Consider the following 25,118-nt stretch of genomic DNA (forward strand, 5'->3'; position numbering starts at 1 on the left):
CATTGACAATTAGAAGCTCACGGGCTTTTCACCGCGCCAGCTTAAGGCTGTCTTAAGGTGGCCGGAGCATTCGCCTTTTGCAACATGATCAATTTGTCCGAATCGAATTTATGCGGAAAATCGTAATGCGTTTCTTTACGGGCCTCGCTGGCTTATTCATCAGTTTGTTTCTTGCGCTTGGCCCGGCATCGGCAGCGAACCCGCTGCCAGTCGATCAGGCTTTTCGCCTGAGTGTGCTGAAGGATACGGATGGCCGTCTCGTGCTGAACTGGCAGATCGCGGACGGTTACTATCTTTATCGCGATCATATCGAGGCGAAGGACGGGCAGGGAAACGCGCTTGCCGTCGATACGCAGCCCGGCCAGCCCAAGGACGATCCGAATTTCGGACGGCTTGAAGTCTATTACACCTATGCCACAGCAAGTGTGAAAGCAGATGCACAGCCGGTGGAACTGACCTATCAGGGCTGTCAGGAAGACGGCATCTGCTACCGTCCGGAAACCAGAACAGTCGATCCGGTCACGCTCGCCATATCCAGCGAAATGGGGCAGAAGGCCAAAGCGCTGACGCAGGCATCGGTATTTGCTCCAGCTGCTATGCCAACCGTTGAGCAGAATACGGCGTTTGCCCTTGCACCCGAAAAAGGCATGGTCGAAGGACTGCTCGATCAGGGCGGCACCGGGCTGGTGATCGCGGCGTTTCTGGCTTTCGGTGTTCTGCTTGCTTTCACGCCGTGCGTGTTTCCCATCTATCCGATCCTTGCCGGAACGCTGGCCCGCGAAGGTGAAAAGCTGACGGCAAAGCGTGGTTTCGTGCTTTCCGCCGTCTACGTCGTCAGTCTCGCACTGGGCTTTGCCGTGGTGGGTGCAATTGCAGGCTGGTCGGGGCAGAATCTGCAGATGGTGCTGCAGTCGAAATGGACCGCGCTTGCACTGGCCGGACTATTCACGCTTCTGGCGCTTTCCATGTTCGGCCTGTTCCAGATACAGCTTCCAAATTCATGGGTCAGCGCAATTTCGTCGCGCACTGGACAGAGTGGGGGCCGACGGACAGGTTCCAAACGTTCCGCCGCCATTCTGGGTTTCTCGTCCGTGCTGATTGTCGGGCCTTGCGTGACGGCACCGCTTGCAGGAGCGCTGCTCTATATTGCGCAGACGGCCAATGTGGCTCTGGGCGCTTCCGCGCTCTTTGCGCTCGGTATTGGCAAGGGATTGCCGCTCATTGCTTTCGCCACGCTTGGCGCTGGCACGCTTCCGCGCGCAGGCGCATGGATGGAAACGGTGAAGCAGATTTTCGGCTTCGGTTTTCTGGCAACCGCAATCTTCATGGCCGCCCCGCTTCTGCCGCCCGGCGTGGACATGGTGCTGTGGGCGCTCCTGCTTTTCGGGGCTGCAAGTTTCGCGTTTCTGAGGATTCCGGGGCACAGCGTTGTCGCGCGCACAATCGGCACCGCAGCCTTCGTTTACGGCGTCATTTTGATGCTCGGCGTGGCTTCGGGCGGAAAAGACCCGTTGCAACCGCTGGCCGCATTCGGTAACCGTGGCGGCAACCAGAATCTGGCCGCGCTGCAATTTGCGCCGGTCGAGACTGTTTCTTCCCTTCAGGAGAAACTTGTTGAAGCGCGCGGCGACAAGCCGACGCTTGTCTATTTCACGGCGGACTGGTGCGTAAGCTGCTCCACCGTGGAGCGCCGGGTTTTGCCCGACGCGAGCGTGAAGAAGGCGCTGGGCGACTATCAGCTCATCAAGGCGGATATTTCGCAGCTTACCAGCGGCAATGCCGATCTTATGGCAAAGCTTGGTGTCGCCGGCCCGCCGACGATGATCTTCTTCGATCGCATCAGCAAGGAACCGGAGGGGACCAGACTGGTGGGCGATGTCACGACCGCCTCTATCGAACGTTCGGTAGGCCTTGTGAGCGCTGACTAGAGCATTTCCAGCAAAACTGCGAAGCGGTTTTGCGTCGGATAATGCGAAAAACAAAGAGATAGAGCATTTCCGATGGCTCAGGAAAAACAGGAAATGCTCTAGAAATAAAGGATTTCGAGATGGCCCGGGGGCAAGGAAATTGATGGTACTGAATGAAAAGCCGGATGCACGGAGATCGCTGCTACGGATGGCTGTGGTTGCCTGTCTGCCTTTTGCTGCCGCAGCATGTACGACCGCATCCGCAGATCGACCGATTGCCGTTACCATGCCGCAGACTGTTGCTTTCACGCCGGAGCCTGTTGCCGTTGAACCGGTTAGCGAACCGGCACCGGAAGTACAACCGGCCAAGAGCGAGTATGAGACCATGTATGGCGCGGTAAACGACCGCGGCAATCTCATTCCGGCACTTGATCTCAGCAAGATTGCGGATCGCAATCTGCGCCGGGAAGTCGATTATGCCACGACGGAGCCGGTTGGCACTATCGTGGTCGATCCCTATGCGCGCTATCTCTATCTCGTGCAGCCGGGCGGCAAGGCGATCCGTTATTCTGTGGGTGTCGGTCGCGCTGGTCTGACTTTCAAGGGCGATGCCAAGCTTGCATACAAGTCGCAGTGGCCGCGCTGGACGCCGACAGCCAACATGATCAAGCGCAATCCGGAGCATTACGCAAAATATGCGAATGGCCTTGAGGGTGGCATCCGCAACCCGCTCGGTGCCCGTGCGCTTTATCTTTATCGTGATGGCAAGGACACGCTGTACCGCATCCACGGCACCAACGAGCCCTGGTCCGTCGGCAAGGCTGCGTCATCCGGCTGCATCCGTCTCTACAATCAGGACATTCTCGATCTCTACAAGCGCGCCACCGCCGGTGCGCGTGTCGTCGTGTTGGATAAATCCCAATCGGGCAAAGGAGCAAGCTCATGATGAACCGTCGTCAGATATTGGCCGCAACGGCAGCCGGTGCCGCAACGATTGCGATTTCAGGCGGCGAAAGCCTTGCGCAGCGCGTGCCGACGGTTGCGGAAGTGCTCTATGACAAGGAAATTCCGGTTCTGGGCAATCCGAACGGCAACGTGACCATCGTGGAATATTTCGACTACCAATGCCCCTATTGCAAGAAGGGGCATGGCGAGCTGATGCGCGTGATCAAGAATGACGGCAATGTACGCCTTGTCATGAAGGACTGGATCATCTTCGGCGACACGTCGGCTTATGCCGCACGTCTCGTTCTGGCTGCGGAAAAGTCAGGCAACTATGTAAAGGCCATGGAAGCCTTGATGGCAACGCCCGGTCGTCTTACGCCGGAACAGGTGGATGCGGCGCTGAAGAAGGGTGGGCTTGATCCGGCAAAGCTCAATGCAGCCTATAAAGCCGATTCCAAGCGCATCAACGCCATTCTTGAGCGCAACATGGATCAGGGCGAAGCCTTCAATTTCGGCGGTACGCCTTCCTTCGTTATCGGCACCAAGCTTTATGGCGGGGTCATGAAAGAGCCGGAACTGATCGAAGCGATCAAGGAAGCGCGGAAGGCCTAATTCAAATACCATTTGTCAAAGGGCGGAGTTGAAATGCCGCCCTTTCTTGCTTCAAAACGGATAATGCTGAGGACCTTCGATGGTGATCCAGCATGCCAAACTGGTCGATATCTGTCTTGCTACTTCATCGTCTGTCGATCGCATGCCTTCGCAGTCTCCGAAGACGCATTTCGATGCTTGTGAGAGTATTAGCGCAATTTTACGATCAGGATTCCGCCCGGCATCAGTTCCGAGGAAATATTCCTTGACCAATTGTTTCCAGTCTGGGGTGCGCCATTAATGCAAATCAGCCCAAGGTTTTGAAGTGCGCTGGCAAGAAATGCGTTTCCATTGTTGAATTGAATTTCAGATGTATTCGGGCCGAATTCGATATCTACTATGAAGTTGAATCGGAAGTCCGGATTGTTAGTAAAATCAGCATAATCCTATACAGTAATCTCTAGAGGGCTTGAATTAAAAATATCAATTTCAGAGTTACTAATCAATGTTCTAGGTGACTGAACTTTAAGATTTGAGTTTAATATTGTTATGTTCTGGCGGAAGATTGCTTCTTTGCTGAAATAAAATTCTTTTGAATAAAATTCAAATTTACTGTTTGTGATGTTTATATTCTTTCCATCAAGTGCAAATACGTTTGAGTTTGCTGTGAAGTCGGATCCACTTATAGAGAATTCTCCAGTTTTTATAGTTTTTGAATCGATAATAAATGCGCTACTATTTATATATAGAATTGATCATGTTAAATCCGTTACATCTGAAGTTAGAATGTGTGTGAGGGAGTTTTCATCCAGATATATTCTTCCAGATTCTGATATAAATCTTGATACGTTGTGTACCAAAAAACGGCCATTGAGTATTTTTATTGTTTCGTCACCGAATGGATTATAAAGATATAATGTTTGTGCATTCCCCATGAAATCAAAGATAACTTCTCCACCCGTTACTGAAATTACCGGAGTTTCTTGGTCTGTCGTCGGGTTCCAGGAAACAATGTCTGTCGCTGTGGATTGCCTCAAGGTCAGCGTTTTTCCCGGCGCATTAATCAGGAAGCTGGTTCCGTTTTCCTTGGAAAAGGAGACAGCCGAGGTGCAAAGGCTCTCTTGAGATTCATAGCTGCTATCAAATACCTGTGATTTCTTCGGGTCCCATTTGAACTGTTCAGCCATTTTAAATTCCTTGGTACTATTGAAAATGTATTTTAATCGCTAAATAATATCGGATTGGCGATCTATTTAAATCTAGTATTTCTTCCGGGGGAGGAGATTTATTGATTCTCTGTTTTGTTGCTGGATTTGATATTACTGTGCGTTGAGGCGAGTTTCTGTCCGGCCAGATGATGGAGCTGATTGCCGAATTGTTCTCATTTGCGGATAAAACGTGCAACGATATCGTCTCGAATTTGAAAGCAAGCAGCGGAGTGTAGCTTCGACGCGGTGGCATTAGCCTTCCTTCATGCTCATATTGAAGGAATACCGACATGAACCTTATGACCATGAAGACCCTCGACCCTGATGAAAACCGCTGGCAGAAAGTGCTCGACCGCGACAAGGCGTCGGACGGTGCATTTGTCTATGCGGTGCGCACTACGGGCGTCTATTGTCGTCCATCATGTCCGTCGCGGCGTGGAAAACGCGAAAATGTGCAGTTCTTCGACGGTTGCGAGGATGCAGAACGCGCCGGTTGCCGGCCATGCATGCGCTGCAAGCCGCATCTCTCCGAAACCTTGGCGACGCAAAACAGCACCCGTTACGCCGATATGGTAGCTGCCGCCTGCCGCTTCATCGAGATGGCGGAAGAAGTGCCTTCCCTTGAAGAAATAGCGGCTTCCGTGAAGGCGAGCCCTGCCCATTTCCATCGTGTTTTCAAAGAGTTCACGGGGCTGACCCCGAAAGCCTATGCGGATGCGCATCGTGCAAAGAAGATGCGGGCGGCGCTCGATGCACCGGAAATCCGTGTAACCGACGCCATCTATGATGCCGGTTACAATTCCAGCAGCCGATTTTATGAGGCTTCGGACGGGATTTTGGGAATGACTCCAAAGGCTTACAAGCAAGGTGGCAAGAATGCGGATATTCGTTTCGCCATCGGTCAGTCGGCACTCGGGGCCGTTCTGGTGGCCGCAAGCGGCAAGGGCGTCTGTGCCATTTTGATGGGGGACGACCCGGAAGAATTGATCCGCGATCTGGAAAAGCGTTTTCCGCAAGCCAATCTCATCGGCGCGGACCGCGATTTCGAGAACATGGTGGCCGAGGTGGTCGGCTTCGTCGAAGCGCCACGCATCGGCCTTAACCTGCCACTCGACCTGCAGGGAACCGCTTTCCAGCAACGCGTCTGGCAGGCATTGCGCGAAATCCCTGCGGGAAAAACAGTGAGTTACACTGATATTGCCGAGCGCATCGGCGCGCCGAAATCGGTGCGGGCGGTGGCACAGGCCTGTGCGGCCAACAAGATTGCTGTCGCGGTTCCGTGCCACCGGGTCGTGCGCAACGATGGCGGTCTTTCCGGCTATCGCTGGGGCGTCGAGCGCAAGCGCGATCTCCTGAAGCGGGAGAGCCAGGCATGAACAGAAATGAACCCATGCAGGCGGATAATATCGCCGCCTATGACTGGCAAAAAATTGGCGCCGAACTGGATGAGTTCGGCGCCACAATCCTCAGGAACATAATTTCGCTACAGGGTTGCCGCGAATTAGCCGCCGGCTACTACAATCTGGCCGCATTTCGAACTGTTATTTCGATGCGAAAACACGGTTTTGGGCGCGGAGAATACAAATATTACGCAAATCCCATTCCTGCCTTAATTTGGAATCTGCGCCAGACGCTCTATCCGCAGCTTGCGCCCATCGCCAATCGCTGGAGTGAGAGACTGGGATCGGATGTCCGTTTTCCTCCGACCCATGACGAATTTCTGGACCGGTGCCACGCGGCAGGACAGACCCGTCCGACACCACTCATCCTGCAATATGTAGAGGGTGACTATAATTGCCTGCATCAGGATATTTACGGCGATATCGCATTTCCGTTGCAGGTTGCGATTTTGCTTTCCGAACCGGAGAAGGATTTTACGGGCGGGGAATTCGTGCTGACCGAACAGCGCCCCCGGATGCAGAGCCGTGCGGAGGTCGTGCCGCTCCGTCAGGGGGATGGTGTGGTTTTTGCGGTCAATGACCGTCCGATGCAGGGCACACGCGGCGATTATCGCGTCAAGATGCGGCACGGTGTCAGCCGCATCCGGTCCGGCCAGCGGCATACGCTGGGCATAATCTTTCACGATTCCAGATAAAGCATGTCTCCCAAAAGTGGGAACCGGTTTTGGGATAAAGACATGCGTGAAAACAAAAGCTTAAAGCGTGTTCCCTGAATATAGTAGGATGCAACACGCTTTAAAGGTTGAAACCGAGGTTTCGATCGCCTTTGATCGCGGCCAGAGCATGATTCCGAAAAGTGGGAACCGGTTTTCGGATACAATCATGCTCAAACAAAAGTTTAGAGCGGGATAGTGGTTCAACTTGAAAACATCACGCTCTAGTCGATCAAAGGAGTCGGATATGAGCGTGACCATCTACGGTATCAAGAACTGCGACACCATGAAGAAGGCGCGCACCTGGCTTGAAGACCATGGCATCGACTACGCATTTCACGATTACAAGAAGGAAGGGCTCGACGGCGAAACGCTCGACCGCTTTCTGAAAAGCGTTCCGTGGGAACAATTGCTCAACCGGGCCGGAACGACGTTTCGCAAACTGCCCGAGGAAGAACGCCAGAACGTCGATGCCGCCAAGGCGCGGGCGCTGATGCTGGCACAGCCATCCATGGTCAAGCGTCCGGTTCTCGACAAGGACGGAAAGCTGACGGTCGGTTTCAAGCCGGAACTATATGAAAGTTTCTTCAAGTCTTGAGGCAGAGGAGCGCTGCCATAGATAGCTGTCGACAAGCAGATGGAGAGATCTATGCGGCAGCGCGCGAATAAGGTCGTTCAGCAATGGTCGGTAAGTTGGCGTGACTCCCTGATCGCGTCCTTTGCAGGCGGTGTCGCGTGGCTGATCTGCCAGTTGGCGCTGGGGCAGCCGAAACCTGTCTTTGCCATGGTCACGGCCGTGATCTGTCTGGCACCGAACCTGCCCAACCATGGCAAGCAGGCGATAGGGGTGATGGTCGGCGTCACGACTGGCGTGCTGGTGGGAGAACTTTCGCTGCTCTTGCCGGAAACGGTTCCGGTCTTCCACACAAGCATAGTGACGTTCGTCGCCATGGTGCTGGCGACCTCTTTCGGCATGGCTCCTGCAATTGCCATCCAGTCGGGCGTCTCTGCGATTCTGGTTCTCGCCATGGGACCGCAGGTCGCAGGTATAACGCGGCTGGTCGATGTTCTGGTCGGTGCCGGTGTCGGCTTGCTGTTCAGTCAGATATTGATGACGCCAAGCCCGGTGCTCCTGATCGACAAGGCCGTCCGCGGCCTGCTCGACCGTCTTGCCAACGGACTCAAGCAATCGGCAGTGGCGCTCGAAAAACAGGACCTCGTGCGCGCCCAAAGTGCAATCAACCAGTTCACATCCGCGCACCGGGCAGTGATCGCCCTCGGCGACGGTATTGCGCTGGCGCGCAGCAATGCACGCTGGTCGCTGCGTGGTCGGCTGGTGGCGCGCGAGGTTACGGAAATGGCGGGTCGGTACGACCGGCGTGGCATCCGCCTTTACGCATCGGCGCTGCTGTTCGGTGAAGCGCTGGGCAATGCGCTGCGAAAGAAGGAGGCCCCACCGCCGTCCTGGCTGACGGAGGCCTTGCAGGTTGTCATCGCCAATTGCGAGCTGGAGGAAGGGCAGGAGCCAAGCCGGATTCCGCCCATGCCAAAAGACATTCCGTTCGGCTGGCGCGATTGCGCGCACCGGCTGTTATCGGTTCAGGATACGCTGCTGCACTTCCTGCATTCCGATATTCCGGACAGTGTTCCCATCGCCGGAAGGAAGACTGAAGAAAAGCCAACTGCAGCATAGGTGGACGCGCACCGCTGCTGCAGAAAGACGTCACGCCGCTGGAACTTCACGCCGTTCCAGTATGCGGTCGATCAATCCCCATTCGAGACCGGCTTCCGCAGTCATGAAATTATCGCGGTCAAGGGCACGTTCCACCTCTTCATAGGTGCGACCGCAATGTTCGGCATAAAGACGCGTCATCAGCCGCTTGGTTCGTTGCGCTTCCTCGGCATGGATGAAGATATCCGATGCCTGCCCCTGAAAGCCACCGGAGGGCTGGTGGACAAGCAGGTTTGCGTTGGGAAGTGCTGCCCTATGACCGGGTTCGCCCGCCATCAGCAGAAAGGAGCCCATCGAGCGGGCCGTCCCCATGCAAAGCGTGTGCACTGGTGCACGGACATAGCGCATTGTGTCATAGATCGCGAGGCCGCTGGTCACAACGCCGCCCGGCGAGTTGATATAGAGATTGATCGGCTGTTTGGAATTTTCCGCTTCCAGAAACAGCAATTGCGCGCAGATCAGTGCAGACACAGTGTCGTTCACTTCACCATTGAGAAAGATGATCCGTTCGCGCAGCAGGCGCGAATAGATATCGAACGACCGTTCGCCACGGCTCGACTGTTCCACGACCATAGGGACGAGTTGCATCGTTTCGCGCATCGGCGAACTCCTCTCTGTCAGAAATTCCGGGGTACTAGAGCATTTCCAGCAAAAGTACGAAGCGTCTACGCGGGGAAATCAGTTCACCGGACTGATTTCTCATGCCGCTTCGATGCGTAGGATAATGCGTAAAAACAAAGAGATAGAGCGGTTCCAATAACTCTGTTTTAACTGGAACCGCTCTAGGCGGCGCGCATCATCGGCATCCGGTTGCTGTTGGCAGCAACTACCGCGGTGTGCTTCAGGCGCGTGTCGTTCAGTTCATGGATGACGCGCAGAAAGGTGCCGCCGGAAACGCCTGGCACAATGCGGAACGTGACCATGCTTTCCAGAAAGGGCGGTTCGCTTTCCCGCATCCGGTAGCTGATCTCCTTGCCGGGCTTGCAGGATGTTGGCTCCGGATCGGCCAACGCCTCGGATGGAAGCCAGTTTTCGCGAAACTCCGGAATGCTGATCGCACGCCACACTTTCTGCGGCGTGGCATCCAACTCATATTCCTGTTCAATGCCTTTCACGCGTGGTTCTTCCTGCCGGTCGGTCATTGGTCCATATCCTTCAGCAAGGTTTTGAGAGCGTCGATACGTTCCGGCCAGTAGGCGCGATATTTCGCAAGCCAGTTGGCAATGAGGGTCAGCCCGTTCGGATCGACTTCGTAATTGACGAAGCGCCCCTCACGCTCCTCACGCACCAGCCCGGCGCCGCGCAACACGGCCAGATGCTGCGACATGGCTGGCTGGCTGATCTCCATGCCCGCCCGCAGCGCACTGGCATTCATGCTGCCCGATGCCAACTTCTCGAAAATCATCCGGCGGGTCGGATCGGCAAGCGCCCTGAATATATCGTTGAATATATCGTTCTCATTCATGAAAATACATAAGCATACGCTTATGTGATTCGCAAGAGCATATCTGTCAAAGTTGCTTCGATTAATCCGGAGAATGAAACTGCGTGGTAAAGACACCCCCGCTAATTTCCTGCGCCAGTGAGGGAGCAAGTTGCAGAGGCGTACATTTTTCGACGGCTTCGATAGCAGCGTTCAAAAATGCCGCTTTTGCATTGTCATCACCTAGAACGTTGATCGCGGTAGCGCGGGGCGGCCCCATCAAGCTTCCGTCACGCCTAAAACTGAAGCTGAGGGTAACGCTGGATTTGATAATATCTGGCGGTGGGGACCAGCAGGTGTGCAACTCACTGCGGACCTCACTCATCGTTTCCAGTTTTTTTGCCTGAACGACACCTGCTGCGATCACCGTCACGGCTGCTAACAGACAAGCGGATATGCCCGATCTATTCATCACGATCCTCCATCGCGAGTGTGTACTCCAATTTTAGGACGGTCTCATAAGGGCACAAACCCAAACAACCGGGGGCAAGCTTCAAGGAGGGCGAGCGCGTATGAGGCTCAATAGTGGTGATCGGTCCGATCAGAAAAATTCAATTGTCCTTGGATGATTGAGGTTTATTTTCCCGCCAATGACCGAGACCTCCCTAGAGATGACCAAGCCCGCATCCCCACAACATCGCACTGCCGTCCGCTATGCTTTCGGCGGTTTTCTGGCTATGGCCGCAGCCATGGGGATCGGGCGTTTCATCTATACGCCGATCCTGCCGGGAATGATGGCCGATATCGGCTTCACTGCCGCCGATGCAGGCTTTATCGCATCGGCAAATTATATCGGCTATCTGCTGGGGGCAGTCGTTGCCGGTTATGGATGGTCCGCGGGCATCGAACGGAAAAGCGTGATTGCGGGCCTGATCATCAGCGGATTGCTGTGTGCTGCCATGGCGCTTTTTGACGGTGTCTGGCTGTTCTCCATCATCCGCTTTGCGGCGGGTTTCATCAGTGCGGTGACGATGATCCTCTGCACGGCAATCGTGCTGAGCCATGTCACGGCGGCGGAAAGAGCGGGGCTTGGAGCCCTGCATTTCGGCGGTGTCGGCAGTGGTATTGCACTCTCTGCCGTTCTTGTGGCGCTGATCCGTTTTGCGGGGCTTGACTGGCGTGCCGACTGGATCGGCGCTGCGGTTCTGACCATCGTCATGGTTGTTCTGGTTGGCGCTTTCGTCAGGGAAGGGCCGGTTGGCGGAAACAGTGGCACGCGTGAACCGCCGCTCCCCAAGAGCTTCGCCTTCAACGCACTGGCGCTGGCCTATGGCATTTTCGGCTTTGGCTACGTGATCACGGCAACGTTCCTGATTGCAATCGTGCGCGTGACCGATGGCGGCCCGCTGATGGAAGCGGCTGTGTGGGTGGTGACCGGCCTGACGGCTGCGCCCTCGATCTGGCTGTGGGCACCGGCTGCCAGGAAATTCGGCCTTTTCAATGCATTTGCCCTGACAGCCATTCTGGAAGCTGTCGGCGTTGCCGCAAGCGTGGTTCTGGCTCCGCCGCTCGGGCCTCTGGTGGGCGGCACGCTTCTGGGCATCACTTTCATGGCATTGACGGCGTTCGGATTGCAGATCGCCCGTACACTCGCACCGGCTTCGCCAAAACGCGCTTTGGCGCGGATGACGGTCTGCTTCAGCATTGGCCAGATCATCGGCCCGCTGGTGGCTGGCTTCATGGCGCAGCGTTCCGGTTCGTTTACTTCGGCAAGTCTGGCCGCAGCGCTCTCGCTGGTGGTCGTCGCGGTGCTTGGCATCATGGCGGGACGCGCCGCCAGAACATCGGGCTGAAACCTTACAGGAATTTAACTGGTAAAGGCGCGAGAACCGGCTTCATATGCGGAAAATTCCTCACGAAGTTGGACTGAAATTCAGTGTTTGTGTCGTTCTTTCCCCGCCCGAAATTGTTCTTCTGGTCCGCGCTCGTCTGGAGCCTGCTTGCGGTGCTTGGCTGGTATGAAGGAGGGGAAAGGTTGGGTGCCATATTCGGCCTGCCACCCCTGGCACAAGACGCAGCGCCGATTATCGGTGCGAGCCTGTTCTGGTCGGCGCCGTTTCTCTGGTTCTATATATATTTTGCGGTGGCGACATTCGCCTTCTATCTTTTCTGGGCTTGGTTTTCACCGCACCCGTGGCAACGCTGGTCCATACTTGGATCGGCACTGATCCTGTTCACTACCTATTTCGGCGTGCAGGTCAGCGTTGCGGTCAATGCCTGGTATGGGCCGTTCTACGATCTGGTTCAAAAGGCACTCACATCGCCCGGAGCCGTCAGCGCCTCCGATTTCTACTGGGGCATGGTCACCTTTGCCGAGATCGCCTTTATCGGCGTGACGGTCGGCGTTCTGAGCCTGTTCTTCGTCAGCCACTATATCTTCCGCTGGCGTTCGGCGATGAACGAATACTATGTCAGCCATTGGCCGAAACTGCGTTCCATTGAAGGTGCGGCCCAGCGCGTGCAGGAAGACACGATGCGCTTTTCCACGACGCTGGAACAGCTTGGTGTCAGTCTCGTCAAATCGGTGATGACGCTGATTGCCTTTCTGCCGGTCCTGTTCAGTTTTTCGGAAAAGGTCAGCGAGCTGCCGGTGGTTGGCATGGTGCCGCATGCCCTGGTCGTTGCGGCGGTCTTCTGGGCTGCTTTCGGCACCGGATTTCTGGCGCTGGTCGGTATCAAGCTGCCGGGGCTGGAGTTCAACAATCAGCGTGTCGAAGCGGCCTACCGCAAGGAACTGGTCTATGGCGAAGATCACGCGGATCGCGCGGAACCGATCACGCTCGGCGAACTGTTTCGCAATGTCCGGCACAATTATTTCCGGCTCTATTTCCACTATGTCTATTTCAACGTCGCCCGCATTTTCTATATTCAGGCCGATAATATTTTCCCGACGCTGATCCTTGTTCCGTCGATTGTGGCTGGCAAGCTGACGCTTGGCCTGATGAACCAGATCACGAATGTCTTTTCGCAGGTGCAGGGATCGTTCCAGTATCTCGTCAACTCATGGACGACGATCATCGAATTGCTGTCGATCTACAAGCGTCTGAGAGCTTTCGAGGCGGTTATCCGCGACGAGCCGCTGCCGTCGCTCGATCAGGCAAATCTTGATGCAACGCCTTCAGCTTAAGGGGACGATTACGACCTGTTCTGGCTTGCATGGACGGCATCCTTGTCGAGACTGTCCAGATAATCGCTGTAGGTTGTGCATTTGACGTCGGGCTTGGTGCAGACTTCCGTCACGAGCCGCTCCATGGCGCGCCAATAGGCGCCATCATTCATCAGCACGAAATGGAAGCCGAGCTGGAGCGGAATGCGCTCGCCGGTATATTGCTTGTCGAATGCCGTGCGGAAAGCTTTATAGGCCCGGTCTTCGAAAGCTGCCGATTGCTGTGGCGCCTCCTGGCCCTTCGAGTGACGGACATAAAGATTATAGTCCATTGCCACGATAGGGCGTTGCGACGGGCCTTCCGGAACAAGCGGCAATCCAAATGAAGCAAACTGACCGGCAAGGGTTGGCTCTTCTGGGCCACGCGTGATGGACGATGCCTGATAGCGAAAACCGTTTGCCTTGAGCGCATCTTGCACCGGCTTCGATGCGGCGAGATAGGGCGCGCGAAACCCGTCGATGCCCTTCAGCGCAAGATCACGCCAGCCTTCCGGCTCGCCACTGATGCCATTATTCTTGTAGGCGTCAGCGGTAATGCGGCGGAACTCCTTGATTTCCTTGTCCCAGTCGGCGGCCGACCAATCAGTGCCGTCAAAATGACCGCAGCCATGGCTGGCGATCTCGTTGCCTTCCAGATGGGCCTGCCAGATATTGCCAAGGCGGGCGACAACTTCGTCGCGGCCGAGCGCAAAGCCGACATTGGACGAACCGGCCCGCTTATGGGGCGGCTTGTAATCGCGCCGGTCCTGTTTGGTCATCAGGAAGACGCAGGAAAGGAAATAGGTGAAATGGGCGTTGTTTTTCTTCGCCAGTTCGCGCGAGCGGGTCCATAGTGCATTGTCATGTGCGCCATCGAAGGAAATCAGCACATATTGCGGCTTTGTGGATACCGGTTCCGCCTGTGCGGCACAGGTAGCCAGAACCAGGGCGGACAAAAGAACAGGGCGGGGGGACAGGATGCGCATGGACCACGAAACGAGGGGGGAAGAGGAATAGTTCCAGAAATTCCGTTGCTAGTTCTTGAATAAGGCTATTGTCGGACCGAAATGCACTTTGTGACACGTGTTTCGGCTTATTTCGCTGACGGGTCTTACATATGGCGCGAAATGCGACTAAAAGCGCCAGAACGAACAAATACGAACATCAATTTGGCTTTAGTGGCAGGTCCATGGCAGACGACAGTTTCATTCGCGAGGTAAACGAGGAAATCCGTTCGGAACGGGCAAAGCAGATCTGGCGGAATTTCGGTCCGCTGTTGATCGGCGGCGCTGTGGCCATTGTTCTGGGAACAGCTGGCTGGGTCGGCTATCAGCACTGGGTCGACAGCAAGGCTTCCGCTTCCGGTGACAAGTTCCTCGCCGCACTGGACCTCGCCTCGGAAGGCAAAAACGACGAAGCGCTGACCGCGCTCGACGATCTGGAAAAGACCGGCTACGGCTCCTATCCGGTGCTGGCGCGTCTTCGCGCCGCGTCGGTTATCGCTGACAAGGGCGATGCAGCCGGTGCCGTGAAGGCGTTCGATGAGGTTGCTGCCGATAACGCCGTGCCTGCACCGCTTCGCGATGTCGCGCGCCTGCGTGCCGGTTATCTGCTGGTCGACAGCGGTTCCTATGACGACGTCGCCAAGCACGTCGAGACGCTTTCCGCAGACGGCAATCCTATGCGTTCAAGCGCACGGGAAGCGTTGGGTCTGGCTGCCTGGAAGGCTGAGCGTTTCGATGATGCGGTCAAACTGTTCCAGCAAATTGCCAATGACAGCCTTGCTCCGGCCAATATCCGCCAGCGTTCCAATACGATGCTCGATCTGATGCGCAGCGCTGGTGTCAACGTGCCTGACGCGCAAAGCACATAATAAAACAAGCGCATCCCGAAAAGTGCGAAGCGGTTTTCGGACAAGATGCGCGTCAAGATAAATAAATAGAGCGGTTCCACGTTTCGGTTGAAAGCGGAACCGCTCTGGTTTCTGGAGTTATCTTCTCCCATGGGTTTCACAGTCGCCATCGTCGGGCGTCCCAATGTCGGCAAGTCCACGCTGTTCAATCGCCTCGTCGGCCGCAAGCTGGCGCTGGTCGATGACCTGCCGGGCGTCACGCGCGACCGGCGCATCCACGATGCCAAGCTCTACGATCTGAAGTTTCAGGTCATCGATACGGCAGGTCTTGAAGAAGCTGCCAATGACAGCCTGGAAGCGCGCATGCGCGCCCAGACCGAGGCTGCCATCCAGGAAGCCGACGTGATCCTGTTCGTCGTTGACGCCAAGAACGGCCTGACGCCGACCGACAGCACCTTTGCCGAAGTGGTGCGCCGTTCCGGCAAGCCGGTCGTGCTGGTCGCCAACAAGGCGGAAGCGCGCGGCGCGCAATCCGGCATGTATGACGCTTTCCAGCTTGGCCTTGGCGAACCGTGCCCGATCTCTGCCGAACACGGTCAGGGCATGCCAGACCTGCGTGACGCCATTGTCGAGCTTCTGGGCGAAGAGCGCGTCTTCGCCGACGAGAAGGAAGAGGAAGTTGCCGACGAGGTTTTCACGCCGAAGGCTGTCGGTGAACTGATCGGCGATGACATCGAAGACCCGGATGAAGAAGAAATCCCGGCCTATGATGCGACCAAGCCGCTGCGGATCGCCATTGTCGGCCGACCCAACGCTGGCAAGTCGACGCTCATTAACACGATGCTCGGTGAAGACCGCCTGCTGACCGGACCGGAAGCAGGCATCACCCGTGACTCGATCTCGGTAGATTGGGAATGGCGTGGCCGCAAGATCAAGCTGTTTGACACGGCCGGTTTGCGCCGCAAGTCGCGCGTGCAGGAAAAGCTCGAAAAGCTTTCGGTTGCTGACGGCCTGCGTGCGATCCGTTTTGCGGAAGTCGTCATCATCGTGCTCGATGCGACGATCCCGTTTGAAAAGCAGGATCTGCAGATTGCCGATCTCATCATCCGTGAAGGCCGGGCACCGATCATCGCATTCAACAAATGGGATCTGATCGAGGACCGCCAGATGGTTCTGGCCGATCTTTACGAAAAGACGGCCCGCCTGCTGCCACAGGTGCGCGGGCTTCGCGCCGTGCCGATTTCCGGCGAGCGCGGACAGGGTATCGACAAGCTCATGGAGAATGTCGTCAAGACCCACGAAATCTGGAACCGCCGCGTTTCGACCGGACGTCTCAATCGCTGGCTGGCTGGCGTCATCGCGCACCAGCCGCCACCGGCAGTTTCTGGCCGCCGCCTGAAGGTAAAATATATGACGCAGGTGAAAACCCGTCCGCCGGGCTTCGTCGTGTCCTGCTCGCGTCCCGATGCGATGCCGCAATCCTATGTGCGCTATCTCATCAACGGCCTGCGTGAGACTTTCGATATGCCGGGTGTGCCGATAAGGCTTTCATTGCGCACCTCGGACAATCCGTTCGCAGGCCGCGCGAAGAAAAAGAAATAAGCTGACACACAAAAAGCCCGGAGCGATCCGGGCTTTTTGCTTTTCGATTCTCACGAGACGCTGTTTGCGGCCTCGGCGATCAATCCGGCGACCTCGTCGGGTCTTGATGCAAGCGAGGCATGACTTGCATCCAGTGTGATGGTCTTGCGCGGGTTCATGCGTTCGGCCATTCGCTTCTGGTTTTCCGGCGCGATCATGTGGTCCTGGCTCGATATCTGATACCAGGTTGGCTTCTTCTTCCAGGCCGGTGCTGTGATCGTGTCACCAAATGTATTGGCGATGGGCGCCTTCTGCGTGATTGCCATGACCAGAGCTTCGTCGGCGCTCAAATCCTGGCAGAAGCTTTCGTGAAACTTATCGTATTTGATCCAGAGATATCCATCGCTGTCGGGAGCCAGATTGGGGAATGCCGCAGGTGGATGTTCCTGACTGATGCCGCCGGGGCTTTCGCCTGCATCTGGTGCAAAGGCAGCAATGTAAACCAGCCCCACCACATTTGGCAGATCACCTGCCTGTGTGATGACCGCACCACCATAGGAATGCCCGACCAGAAGTACCGGCCCCTCCTGCTGTACGGTCATCTTGCGCAAACGCTCGGCATCGTCGGCAAGCGACGTCAGAGGCATCTCCACGTCTCTTATCTTGTCATGTCCCATTCGGGAAAGTGCGAGGATGGCCTTGCTCCAATGGGCTGCCCCTCCCCAGAAACCATGCGCAAGTACGATAGTTGGTTTTGTGCTCATGAGACGGTTTCCTAATTGACGTTGATGCCAAGTCCGGCAATCGAGAATTAGGGCGTCAGTCCTGCATGAAAATAAGCTATTACTAATATATTTGGAGGCAGAGATTGCAGACTTCCGGCGTGATGCCGGAAGTTGCGTTTGGTATAGGTTCTGCCCTTAGGTTTTTGGCAGCACAAATTCGACACGCCGGTTCTGTGCCCGTCCGTCGGGATTGTCCTTGCCCTTGATTTCATTGGGTGCGACAGGTTCGCTTTCGCCATGCCCTTCCGGTTTCAGTCGTGCCGATTGAACGCCATTATTGACGAGAAATTTGGTGACCGCATCGGCGCGGCTTTTTGACAGCTTATCGTTGTAGCTGTCGGCCCCTTTGGAATCCGTATGGCCCACCACACGGACTGCGGAATCCGGCATGCTTTCCAATATTTTGGCAATATCGGTCAGCGTCGCCTTGGCCTTGCTGGTCAGTTTGGCGCTGTCGAAATCGAACAGAATATCGCTTGTCACGGAAAGAACGATGCTGTCCTCGGTTTCCCGCATGGTGATATTGCCGCTCTTCTCGACAATTTCCTGTGCCGCACCGGACAGGCCACGCGCCTTGCCATCGGTGCTGCCCGATGCCGAAACCAGATCGCGGATTTCGGGCACAAGATCACGAATATAAGCGCTGTTGTCTGCGCTTGTATTCTGCGCGGTCGCGACGGATGGCAGGCAAAGCACGGCGAGGCCGAGAGCGATGCAGCCTTTGATCTGATTGGTCATGGCCAGCCCCTATTCGGCGGGAACAGCAAAAGGCCCGAGCGGCTCGACCCCCTTGATATAGAGCGTCACCTTCTGGCCCTTCGGTGGCGCGGGAAAGACGCCATGCCAGACGCCCACAACATGGCCATTGCCGAAAAGAGAAACCGATGCCGGAGCAAGCGGCTTGCCTTCGGAGTCTTTCAGAAGAAGATATTTCTTGTCGCCTGCGAGAAGATAATAGTCATTCTCGTAATCTTTGTCCGACAACGCGGTATAAAGCGTTGTCGAAACGCTGCCGCCTTCCTTGGCATTGATGAAACGGACCTTGACGGTCAGCTTGTCGCCATCTGCCACGACGCCGCTCACCTCTGCGGTGGCTTGACCGCTGCTGTGATAGCCACTTGCTATCGGCTGATTGGCTGTCTCCTGAGCATTTGCAGCGTGGGGCAGCGCACTGGTCGAAAGGAGGACCGTGGCAAGAACCGTACGTGAGAGAAACGCCATGAGTATCGCTTTCATTTGTTGGGTAACCTTGAGCATAGCGAAGCCGGATCGAAAACATCCGGGCATTGCGAAGGCGGTGAAAACAAATAAGCGGAGCAATTCAGGGGATATGAGTGAAAGACGAACCACTCCAGATGCGGCGGTGAAACCTAACAGGCAGAAGAAGGAGGTCATGTAAACTTTGGAAACACGCATTAACATTTGCGCGACCGGAAATTTTTCTCATCTGGACCGCGATGATCGCGATCGTGATCATAACCAGCATTTAATTTGGTAATTTCAGGTTGAGCTTGGCTTGCGCGGCTGCTAATTCGCCCGCTCTCCGGTTTTCTCCAAAGAAGGTGTAGTGATGACGAAGGCTGATCAGAGCCGTTTTGACGGCGTGACATTGGGCATCGGCTTCGGCACGACGAACACCGTTCTGTCCGTGGCTGCACCCGATGGAACCACGGTCGTCCTGAGCGTGCCGAAGGATGGCGTGGATATTACCGGCTACCGCTCGATCCTTTGCTTCTGGCAAGATCGCGAAACCGGCGAGCGCACCGTTGAAAGCGGACCTTGGGCGATGGACGCGTTCGTCAACGCGCCGCATTCCACGCGCATGCTGCAATCGTTCAAGACATTCGCGGCATCGAAATCCTTCACCGATACGCCGGTTTTCGGCAAGCGGTTCAAGTTCGAGGATATTCTGGCGACCTTCCTCGAAACGGTCGCCGCGCGGCTTGGCGATCGCCTGCCACCAAAGGGCAATCGCGTGGTTATTGGCAGGCCGGTGATCTTTGCGGGCGCTTCGCCGGATGAAGCGCTGGCCATGCAGCGCTATGAGAAGGCGTTCCGGGCGTTCGGCTTCACCGATATTCACTACGTCTATGAGCCGGTTGCCGCGGCTTATTTCTATGCGCAGGAACTGAATGCAGCATCCACCGTTCTGGTGGCCGACTTCGGCGGCGGTACGAGCGACTTTTCCATCGTGCGCTTCGAAGTGGGCAAGAATGGCCTCAGCTTCACGCCGCTCAGCCAGACAGGTCTGGGCATTGCAGGCGATACATTCGACTATCGCATCATCGACAATGCCGTTTCGCCGCTGCTTGGAAAGGGTACGGAATACCAGTCCTTCGGCAAAAGGCTGACCATACCGAACCATTATTATGCAAATTTTGCGCGCTGGAACACGCTGTTCCTGATGAACTCTCCAGCGACCATTCGCGATCTGGACGAACTGGCCCGGCAAGCGGTCGATCCAAAGCCCCTCGAACATTTCATCAACCTGATCGAGAACGATTACGGCTATGAAATCTATCGCGCCGTTTCAGACCTGAAGGTAAGGCTTTCATCGCAGCGCATGTCGGAACTGCACTTTAAAGCCGACGATTTCGAAATCCGCTCCGACATCACGCGCAACGATTTCGAAAACTGGATCGCTGACGATGTGCGCCAGATTGAACAGTCGGTGCAGCAGGCGGTGGATAAAGCGGAGCTGGAAACCTCGTCTATCGACCGTGTTTTCCTGACCGGCGGCACATCTTTCGTACCGGTCATCCGCACGGTGTTTGAAAACCACTTTCCCGACGCCGTGGTGACGAGCTCGAACCAGTTCGATTCCATCGCCAACGGCCTGGCATTGATCGGGCAGAGCGCGGATATCGAACGCTGGTCAGTAAAATAGTAAGCATTGCCCGAATAGGTTTCCGTTCAAAACATGGAGATCATCGTGTCAATCAGCACTTTTGAAACTTTCTCTGAACGCTTGCGTCAGAACAGCCAGCCATTCTGGTCGCAAGCCGTCGGCCATCGGCTCGTCGGTGAAATCTATACGGGCACGGTCGCACCTGATGTCATGACGCGCTATCTGGTGCAGGATCATCGCTTCATCGACTGCTTTCTGTCACTGCTGGGTGGAACGCTGGTCAATTGCGACAGGATGGAAGCCAAGCTGACATTGGGCCGTTTCATCGGCATGATCAGCAGCGATGAAAACTCCTATTTCGAACGCTCCTTTGCGAAACTCGCAGTCGCTGACGCCGAGCGTTTCGATACACCTGATGCGACGCCAACCGCTGCATTCAAGGAACTGATGCTGGAAGCTGCGCGTTCAGGCTCCTATGCGGTCTGCCTGTCGGTGCTGACCGTTGCCGAATGGCTTTATCTCGACTGGGCTGAAAAAGCGCCAAAGCCTCTGCCTGACGATTTTGTTTTCGCGGAATGGATCGTGCTGCATGACAATCCATACTTCGTGGAATTTGTCGGTTTCCTGCGCTCGGAACTCGATAGAGTCGGCCCGGCAGCGGCAGAACAATGCCAGCAGTTCTTCCGGCGAGCGGTCGAACTGGAAAAGGCATTCTTCGATGCCGCCTATGAGAGCCGGAACTGATCAGTTGCTGGCGGCGGGGAAGGGGCAGTTGCTGTCGCCTTCCTCGCATTTGAGATATTTCTTGAGGTCGCTGACGCGCTCCGCCGTCAGGTCGGACAGGCAGATCGAATAGGCCATGCCGGAAATACTGCCGCCGCCAACCGTCTGCATGTCGCATTCGGCGTCGCGAAAGGCGATCCATGTCCGTTGCGACTGAACCAGTTTTTTCTTCAGGTCCGCATCGTCGGCGCGGCGCTGCAAGGTCTTGAAGATCTTGTTCAGCTCGCCATCCGATTTCTTGTAGGCTTTGCCATAGCATTCATTGAGTGCGGACTGCGAACTGGCGTTCTGGCAGTCGTCGGCTTGCGCTGTGGCAATGATTGCAAAAGCACTGAACGCCACCCCGATAACCCCGATTTTCAAAACCTGCATAAATTTCCTCCCCGAAAATTTGACGATACTATCTTCATCACAAATAGAACGTTTGTCATTAAAGAAAAGATGACGCCAGGAGCATTTCCACTTTAAATAAAATGGAAGTGTCGGGAGTGCTATATTGTATTTGTTTTTCACGCATCTTGGTCTGATCGAAGCAGGATCAGAAATCAATCCACTGGACTGATTTCCCTGTGCAGCCAGGCGTTTCACATTTTTCGGGACGCACTCTAATCCTCGAAGCGGCTAGACCCATCGCGGTCGCGCCCATAACCCTTCATGTCCGGGAATGACGGCAGCCAGGATTCGCGGCGAATGGTCCAGAGTTCATAGGTCGGCTTGAACTGGTCCGGTGCGTCGAGTGAGCCGAGATTGATTTCGACTTCATCCGCGCTGCGCCCGAAAACAGGCGACCCGCAACGCGGACAGAAAAATCGTCCCGCATAGTCACGGGTCTCTCCCTCGACCGTAACCGCAGCTTCGGGAAATATCGCTGAAGCGTGAAACAGGGCTCCATGGTGCTTGCGACAGTCGAGGCAGTGACAGATACCGACCCGATATGGTTGTCCCGTTGCTTCAAAGCGGACATTGCCGCACAGGCATCCACCCGTAACCTTGTCCATGATGCACCTCCTCACTACAGCAATTCGGTTTTCGCAAAGCTGAAACTGCTTAAACCCGGCATTAACCATATTCGTTCATGGTTAACGCGCTGCTGATAATGACTGTATTCGCCAGAGCTGCAAGCGTGTCCTGCACCCAGTGGGCAAGGTTAATACTTCGTTATCACCGCATCAGTTTAGTCAGTGTGAGTGGAGTGTGCGGTGCGTCTTGTATCTTTACGAGCGCTGTTTGGTCGAAGGAAGGCCGTTGCCGAGCCGGTGTGGCATTACCCTGTCACGGGCTATTGCCCGGAAGAGGGGCGCTATTACGCCGTAAGGGCAAAGCCACGCCAGACAGTTCATAAACCGCACCGTCTGGTGCCGCTGGTTCTGGCGGCCATGACTTATCTTTTCAATTCCAATGCGATTGCCTTTCAGGATATGGCGAGCCTGGTGCCGTCGGCCGATCTGGGATCGCATCGCTGGACTGCCTTTGTTGCCAAGGCACCGGTCGGCTCCGTACATCAGGCCGAAATGCCGTTCGTGGATGCAACGACGGTAACGGGCAGCATCGCAACCAACGGCATCGAAGTGCCGGGCATCGGTCGTGTTGCGCTGTCCGGGGGTAAAAAGACGGCCAAGCTCGGCCCGGACGATCCGAACCCGGACGAAAACCGCATCAATCGCTCCGACAAGACGGGCCGCCTCGTCTCGGTGAAGCCTAAGGCGCCCGCCAAGGCCTTCACTGCCGGCAGCATGTTCGACAAGATCAGCATGATCACGCGTCCGCCGGAAAAGACGGACGCGAAAATGGCCTTCTCTAACAAATTGGAGGGCAAGGAAGTCGCCATCACCATGGCGTTCCATGCGGTCAAACCGCCGAAGCCGCGCTCCGAAATGCCGACCCAGCTCGCCAAGCTCATTACCAATGACCAGCCGGATGCGCTGGCCCTTGGTTATGCGCCTGCGACGCCGGACTATGGCAAGACATCGCCCTTTGAAAGCATTTTGAAGCCCCAGCCGGACGAAGGCCGCTTCGTGCCACCGATCGGTGAGAAGGACCACGAATGGGCGGCTACGCCACTGCCGCCTTCTGCTTTCAGCAAGAGCGAACAGAAGTGCCTTGCCGAGGCTGTCTATTATGAAGCGCGCGGCGAAACGGTGAAGGGGCAGGTTGCCGTCGCCCAGGTCGTCCTCAACCGCGTGCGCAACCCGGCCTATCCGGGATCGATCTGCGGTGTGGTCTACCAGAATCGCGACTGGCTCAATGCCTGCCAGTTTTCCTTTGCCTGCGACGGCCAGAAGCACCGCGTGACCGAAATGCCGCAATGGCGCATGGCGCAGCAGGTGGCAAAGACCGTCTCTGCCGGTCAGATATGGCTGCCGGAAGTTGGCTCCGCCACCCATTATCATGCGACCTATGTTCGTCCGTTCTGGGCCCCAACCATGAAGAAGGTCGCCAAGATCGGTCTCCACATCTTCTATCGCACCTATGGCGGCGGATGGAGCTGATTGCTCCTTCTCGCAGCAATAGAGGGATTGGCCGATTTCAAGTCACGTTTTTGTTAGCGGACTAAAAGGTCGAACAGGCGCATAAGGCCGACTTTCCTCCTGTCTTGAATACGGCATGACCATCCGAAATCGATTCCGTTTTTTTAGCCAATAATGTGGCCAATCTGATCCTTTGGTCGGAAAATGAGTCGCACTAATATCTAAGTAATTGAGATTGCTTGATAAAAAACCTTTTGGAGCAATGCCTGCACCGCCTTGACTAGCGGGCGGTGTGTCAATATGTTGCGCGCAACTTGGAAATGGGATTGAAATCCTCGTATTTCTTGAAAAAAGGAGCTGCCAATGGCGCGCGGGACTGAACCCGGAAAGCCATCCGGTGCGATCAAGAATGCGAAGAACGAACCCGGTTCCGGGGAGCTGGATCAGCGTTTGAACCGCCTGGAGGCCGAACTGGCCAAGAAGGGTGTGCTCAAGCAGCCGGCTTCCGAGGATGAGCGATCGGCGACTGCAAGCTCGGTCGCGCAGGCCATGAAGATTTCCAGCGAGTTTATCGCAGGGGTTCTGGTCGGTGCGCTGATTGGCTGGTTCATCGATCGTGTCGCTGGCACGTCGCCCTGGGGATTGATCGTATTTCTCCTTCTGGGCTTCGGTGCGGGCGTCCTCAACGTGCTTCGTTCCGCTGGATATGTTGCCGAACAGGCTAACATTAAATCTAGCGCGGAAAAGAACGACAAGAAATAGGACTTGACGGGCTTCACGGTAAAGTTCGTTCAAGTGTAAGTGAACAAGTGGGCCTTCTGGTCCGAGACTGAAACGCCTTCGGGCAGACCAAATCGCCTTCGGGCAGGCCAAATTGCCTTCGGGCAGGGAAGACAGACGAGGTTAAGGTGGCGAACGATCCGATCCATCAGTTTCAGGTTTCCCGGTGGATTCCCATCGATGTAGGCGGTGTGGACCTTTCGTTCACGAACGTTTCGGCCTTCATGGTCGCAACCGTCGTGGTCGCTTCGGGCTTCCTTTATCTGACGTCTTCGGGCCGCGGCCTGATCCCGACCCGTCTTCAATCGGTGTCGGAAATGGCTTACGAATTCGTGGCCACCAGCCTGCGGGATTCAGCAGGATCGAAGGGCATGAAGTTCTTCCCCTTCGTCTTCTCGCTCTTCATGTTCGTTCTGGTCGCAAATTTCCTCGGTCTCTTCCCGTATTTCTATACGGTTACGAGCCAGATCATCGTGACCTTCGCGCTTGCGGTTCTGGTCATCGGTACGGTCATTGTCTACGGTTTCTTCAAGCACGGTCTCGGCTTCCTCAAGCTGTTCGTGCCGAGCGGTGTTCCCGGCATCATCGTACCGCTGGTTGTCGCCATCGAAATCATCTCGTTCCTGTCGCGTCCGATCAGCCTCTCGGTTCGTCTCTTTGCGAACATGCTTGCTGGCCATATCACGCTCAAGGTTTTTGCGGGCTTCGTTGTCTCGCTGGCCGCACTTGGGCCCATCGGTATCGGCGGCGCTGTCCTGCCGCTGATCATGACGGTGGCGATCACCGCACTCGAATTCCTCGTAGCCTTCCTGCAGGCTTACGTGTTTACCGTTCTCACCTGCATGTACATCAACGACGCAGTACATCCGGGACACTGAGTTCAAGCCGGCGGGCGAC

27 protein-coding genes are annotated in these 25,118 nt (G+C 55.8%); 16 read left to right on the plus strand and 11 right to left on the minus strand.

Going from position 1 to position 25,118, the window contains the following annotated elements; translation table 11 throughout:
• The first annotated feature begins 125 nt into the window (after positions 1–125).
• From dsbD to ABDF71_RS03665, 3 genes are all read left to right on the plus strand, one after another.
• Positions 126–1,928: a protein-disulfide reductase DsbD gene (dsbD, locus tag ABDF71_RS03655; protein ID WP_151615024.1), complete on the plus strand. Its 1,803-nt coding sequence runs from the start codon at positions 126–128 to the stop codon at positions 1,926–1,928.
• A gap of 142 nt (positions 1,929–2,070) precedes the next feature.
• Positions 2,071–2,853 carry a L,D-transpeptidase gene (locus tag ABDF71_RS03660; protein WP_258123280.1) on the plus strand — a complete coding sequence of 261 codons (783 nt, stop codon included), beginning with the start codon at positions 2,071–2,073 and terminating at the stop codon, positions 2,851–2,853.
• Positions 2,850–3,464, plus strand: coding sequence for a DsbA family protein (locus ABDF71_RS03665; protein WP_040129858.1), 615 nt, complete (start codon positions 2,850–2,852; stop codon positions 3,462–3,464). The genes ABDF71_RS03660 and ABDF71_RS03665 overlap by 4 nt, the downstream gene beginning before the upstream one ends.
• A gap of 734 nt (positions 3,465–4,198) precedes the next feature.
• Here the strand turns inward: ABDF71_RS03665 and ABDF71_RS03670 are convergent.
• Entirely contained in the window at positions 4,199–4,630 is a 432-nt protein-coding gene (locus tag ABDF71_RS03670) for a hypothetical protein (RefSeq protein ID WP_151615835.1), read from the minus strand.
• Positions 4,631–4,941: 311 nt separating this feature from the next.
• On the opposite strand from ABDF71_RS03670, the gene ada reads away from it, so the two are divergent.
• From ada to ABDF71_RS03690, 4 genes are all read left to right on the plus strand, one after another.
• Complete coding sequence (ada, locus tag ABDF71_RS03675; protein ID WP_500061075.1) at positions 4,942–6,027, plus strand: bifunctional DNA-binding transcriptional regulator/O6-methylguanine-DNA methyltransferase Ada; 1,086 nt, start codon at positions 4,942–4,944, stop codon at positions 6,025–6,027.
• Positions 6,024–6,746: a 2OG-Fe(II) oxygenase gene (locus ABDF71_RS03680; protein ID WP_151615833.1), complete on the plus strand. Its 723-nt coding sequence runs from the start codon at positions 6,024–6,026 to the stop codon at positions 6,744–6,746. The genes ada and ABDF71_RS03680 overlap by 4 nt, the downstream gene beginning before the upstream one ends.
• A 265-nt stretch (positions 6,747–7,011) precedes the next feature.
• Entirely contained in the window at positions 7,012–7,362 is a 351-nt protein-coding gene (locus ABDF71_RS03685; protein WP_010658301.1) for an ArsC family reductase, read from the plus strand.
• Positions 7,363–7,413: 51 nt separating this feature from the next.
• The gene (locus ABDF71_RS03690) at positions 7,414–8,457 is read left to right on the plus strand and encodes an FUSC family protein (protein WP_151615832.1); all 1,044 of its coding nucleotides are present in this window, start codon (positions 7,414–7,416) and stop codon (positions 8,455–8,457) included.
• A gap of 30 nt (positions 8,458–8,487) precedes the next feature.
• Here the strand turns inward: ABDF71_RS03690 and ABDF71_RS03695 are convergent, their stop codons facing one another.
• The 4 genes from ABDF71_RS03695 to tolA form a co-directional block, all read right to left on the minus strand.
• Complete coding sequence (locus ABDF71_RS03695; RefSeq protein ID WP_010658303.1) at positions 8,488–9,096, minus strand: ATP-dependent Clp protease proteolytic subunit; 609 nt, start codon at positions 9,094–9,096, stop codon at positions 8,488–8,490.
• A 182-nt stretch (positions 9,097–9,278) separates the two neighbouring features.
• On the minus strand, positions 9,279–9,638 hold the full coding sequence (locus ABDF71_RS03700; RefSeq protein ID WP_040129846.1) for an SRPBCC family protein: 360 nt from the start codon (positions 9,636–9,638) through the stop codon (positions 9,279–9,281).
• Positions 9,635–9,961, minus strand: coding sequence for an ArsR/SmtB family transcription factor (locus tag ABDF71_RS03705; protein ID WP_010658305.1), 327 nt, complete (start codon positions 9,959–9,961; stop codon positions 9,635–9,637). Before ABDF71_RS03705 ends, ABDF71_RS03700 begins: the two co-directional genes overlap by 4 nt.
• A gap of 61 nt (positions 9,962–10,022) precedes the next feature.
• Positions 10,023–10,391, minus strand: a complete 369-nt coding sequence (gene tolA / locus ABDF71_RS03710; RefSeq protein ID WP_010658306.1) for a cell envelope integrity protein TolA — start codon at positions 10,389–10,391, stop codon at positions 10,023–10,025.
• 199 nt (positions 10,392–10,590) lie between these two features.
• Between tolA and ABDF71_RS03715 the strand changes: the two genes are divergently transcribed.
• Together ABDF71_RS03715 and sbmA are read left to right on the plus strand one after the other, a co-directional pair.
• Positions 10,591–11,772 (plus strand): YbfB/YjiJ family MFS transporter, encoded by a 1,182-nt coding sequence (locus ABDF71_RS03715; protein ID WP_151615844.1) that lies wholly within the window; start codon positions 10,591–10,593, stop codon positions 11,770–11,772.
• Positions 11,773–11,855: 83 nt separating this feature from the next.
• A complete protein-coding gene (gene sbmA / locus ABDF71_RS03720) occupies positions 11,856–13,106 on the plus strand; it encodes a peptide antibiotic transporter SbmA (protein ID WP_151615831.1) in 1,251 nt (416 codons plus the stop codon).
• Positions 13,107–13,114: 8 nt separating this feature from the next.
• Here the strand turns inward: sbmA and ABDF71_RS03725 are convergent, their stop codons facing one another.
• Positions 13,115–14,110, minus strand: a complete 996-nt coding sequence (locus ABDF71_RS03725; RefSeq protein ID WP_151615830.1) for a polysaccharide deacetylase family protein — start codon at positions 14,108–14,110, stop codon at positions 13,115–13,117.
• 203 nt (positions 14,111–14,313) lie between these two features.
• On the opposite strand from ABDF71_RS03725, the gene ABDF71_RS03730 reads away from it, so the two are divergent.
• Positions 14,314–14,997: a tetratricopeptide repeat protein gene (locus tag ABDF71_RS03730; protein ID WP_010658310.1), complete on the plus strand. Its 684-nt coding sequence runs from the start codon at positions 14,314–14,316 to the stop codon at positions 14,995–14,997.
• Positions 14,998–15,126: 129 nt separating this feature from the next.
• Positions 15,127–16,578: a ribosome biogenesis GTPase Der gene (der, locus tag ABDF71_RS03735; RefSeq protein ID WP_010658311.1), complete on the plus strand. Its 1,452-nt coding sequence runs from the start codon at positions 15,127–15,129 to the stop codon at positions 16,576–16,578.
• A 50-nt stretch (positions 16,579–16,628) separates the two neighbouring features.
• Here the strand turns inward: der and ABDF71_RS03740 are convergent, their stop codons facing one another.
• The 3 genes from ABDF71_RS03740 to ABDF71_RS03750 all read right to left on the minus strand — a co-directional run bounded on the left by ABDF71_RS03740 (position 16,629) and on the right by ABDF71_RS03750 (position 18,578).
• A complete protein-coding gene (locus tag ABDF71_RS03740) occupies positions 16,629–17,321 on the minus strand; it encodes an alpha/beta hydrolase (protein ID WP_125303307.1) in 693 nt (230 codons plus the stop codon).
• Positions 17,322–17,477: 156 nt separating this feature from the next.
• Positions 17,478–18,080 carry an OmpA family protein gene (locus ABDF71_RS03745; protein ID WP_040129838.1) on the minus strand — a complete coding sequence of 201 codons (603 nt, stop codon included), beginning with the start codon at positions 18,078–18,080 and terminating at the stop codon, positions 17,478–17,480.
• Between the two features lie 9 nt (positions 18,081–18,089).
• A complete protein-coding gene (locus ABDF71_RS03750) occupies positions 18,090–18,578 on the minus strand; it encodes a hypothetical protein (RefSeq protein WP_012090775.1) in 489 nt (162 codons plus the stop codon).
• A 334-nt stretch (positions 18,579–18,912) separates the two neighbouring features.
• Between ABDF71_RS03750 and ABDF71_RS03755 the strand changes: the two genes are divergently transcribed.
• Together ABDF71_RS03755 and ABDF71_RS03760 are read left to right on the plus strand one after the other, a co-directional pair.
• On the plus strand, positions 18,913–20,229 hold the full coding sequence (locus tag ABDF71_RS03755) for an Hsp70 family protein (protein WP_500061082.1): 1,317 nt from the start codon (positions 18,913–18,915) through the stop codon (positions 20,227–20,229).
• Positions 20,230–20,262: 33 nt separating this feature from the next.
• Positions 20,263–20,934, plus strand: a complete 672-nt coding sequence (locus ABDF71_RS03760; RefSeq protein ID WP_125303304.1) for a TenA family protein — start codon at positions 20,263–20,265, stop codon at positions 20,932–20,934.
• Here the strand turns inward: ABDF71_RS03760 and ABDF71_RS03765 are convergent, their stop codons facing one another.
• Positions 20,935–21,345 carry a lysozyme inhibitor LprI family protein gene (locus ABDF71_RS03765; RefSeq protein WP_010658317.1) on the minus strand — a complete coding sequence of 137 codons (411 nt, stop codon included), beginning with the start codon at positions 21,343–21,345 and terminating at the stop codon, positions 20,935–20,937.
• Positions 21,346–21,578: 233 nt separating this feature from the next.
• Entirely contained in the window at positions 21,579–21,971 is a 393-nt protein-coding gene (locus ABDF71_RS03770; protein ID WP_151615827.1) for a GFA family protein, read from the minus strand.
• A 201-nt stretch (positions 21,972–22,172) separates the two neighbouring features.
• Here ABDF71_RS03770 and ABDF71_RS03775 point away from each other — a divergent pair, with 201 nt between their 5' ends.
• The 3 genes from ABDF71_RS03775 (at position 22,173) to ABDF71_RS03785 (ending at position 25,099) form a co-directional block, all read left to right on the plus strand.
• The gene (locus tag ABDF71_RS03775; protein WP_010658319.1) at positions 22,173–23,462 is read left to right on the plus strand and encodes a cell wall hydrolase; all 1,290 of its coding nucleotides are present in this window, start codon (positions 22,173–22,175) and stop codon (positions 23,460–23,462) included.
• A 342-nt stretch (positions 23,463–23,804) separates the two neighbouring features.
• Complete coding sequence (locus tag ABDF71_RS03780) at positions 23,805–24,203, plus strand: AtpZ/AtpI family protein (protein ID WP_010658320.1); 399 nt, start codon at positions 23,805–23,807, stop codon at positions 24,201–24,203.
• 146 nt (positions 24,204–24,349) lie between these two features.
• Positions 24,350–25,099 carry a F0F1 ATP synthase subunit A gene (locus ABDF71_RS03785; RefSeq protein ID WP_010658321.1) on the plus strand — a complete coding sequence of 250 codons (750 nt, stop codon included), beginning with the start codon at positions 24,350–24,352 and terminating at the stop codon, positions 25,097–25,099.
• Positions 25,100–25,118 lie beyond the last annotated feature (19 nt).

Origin of the sequence: Ochrobactrum sp. WV_118_8, assembly GCF_039631535.1 — a bacterium.
Classification (GTDB): domain Bacteria; phylum Pseudomonadota; class Alphaproteobacteria; order Rhizobiales; family Rhizobiaceae; genus Brucella; species Brucella anthropi.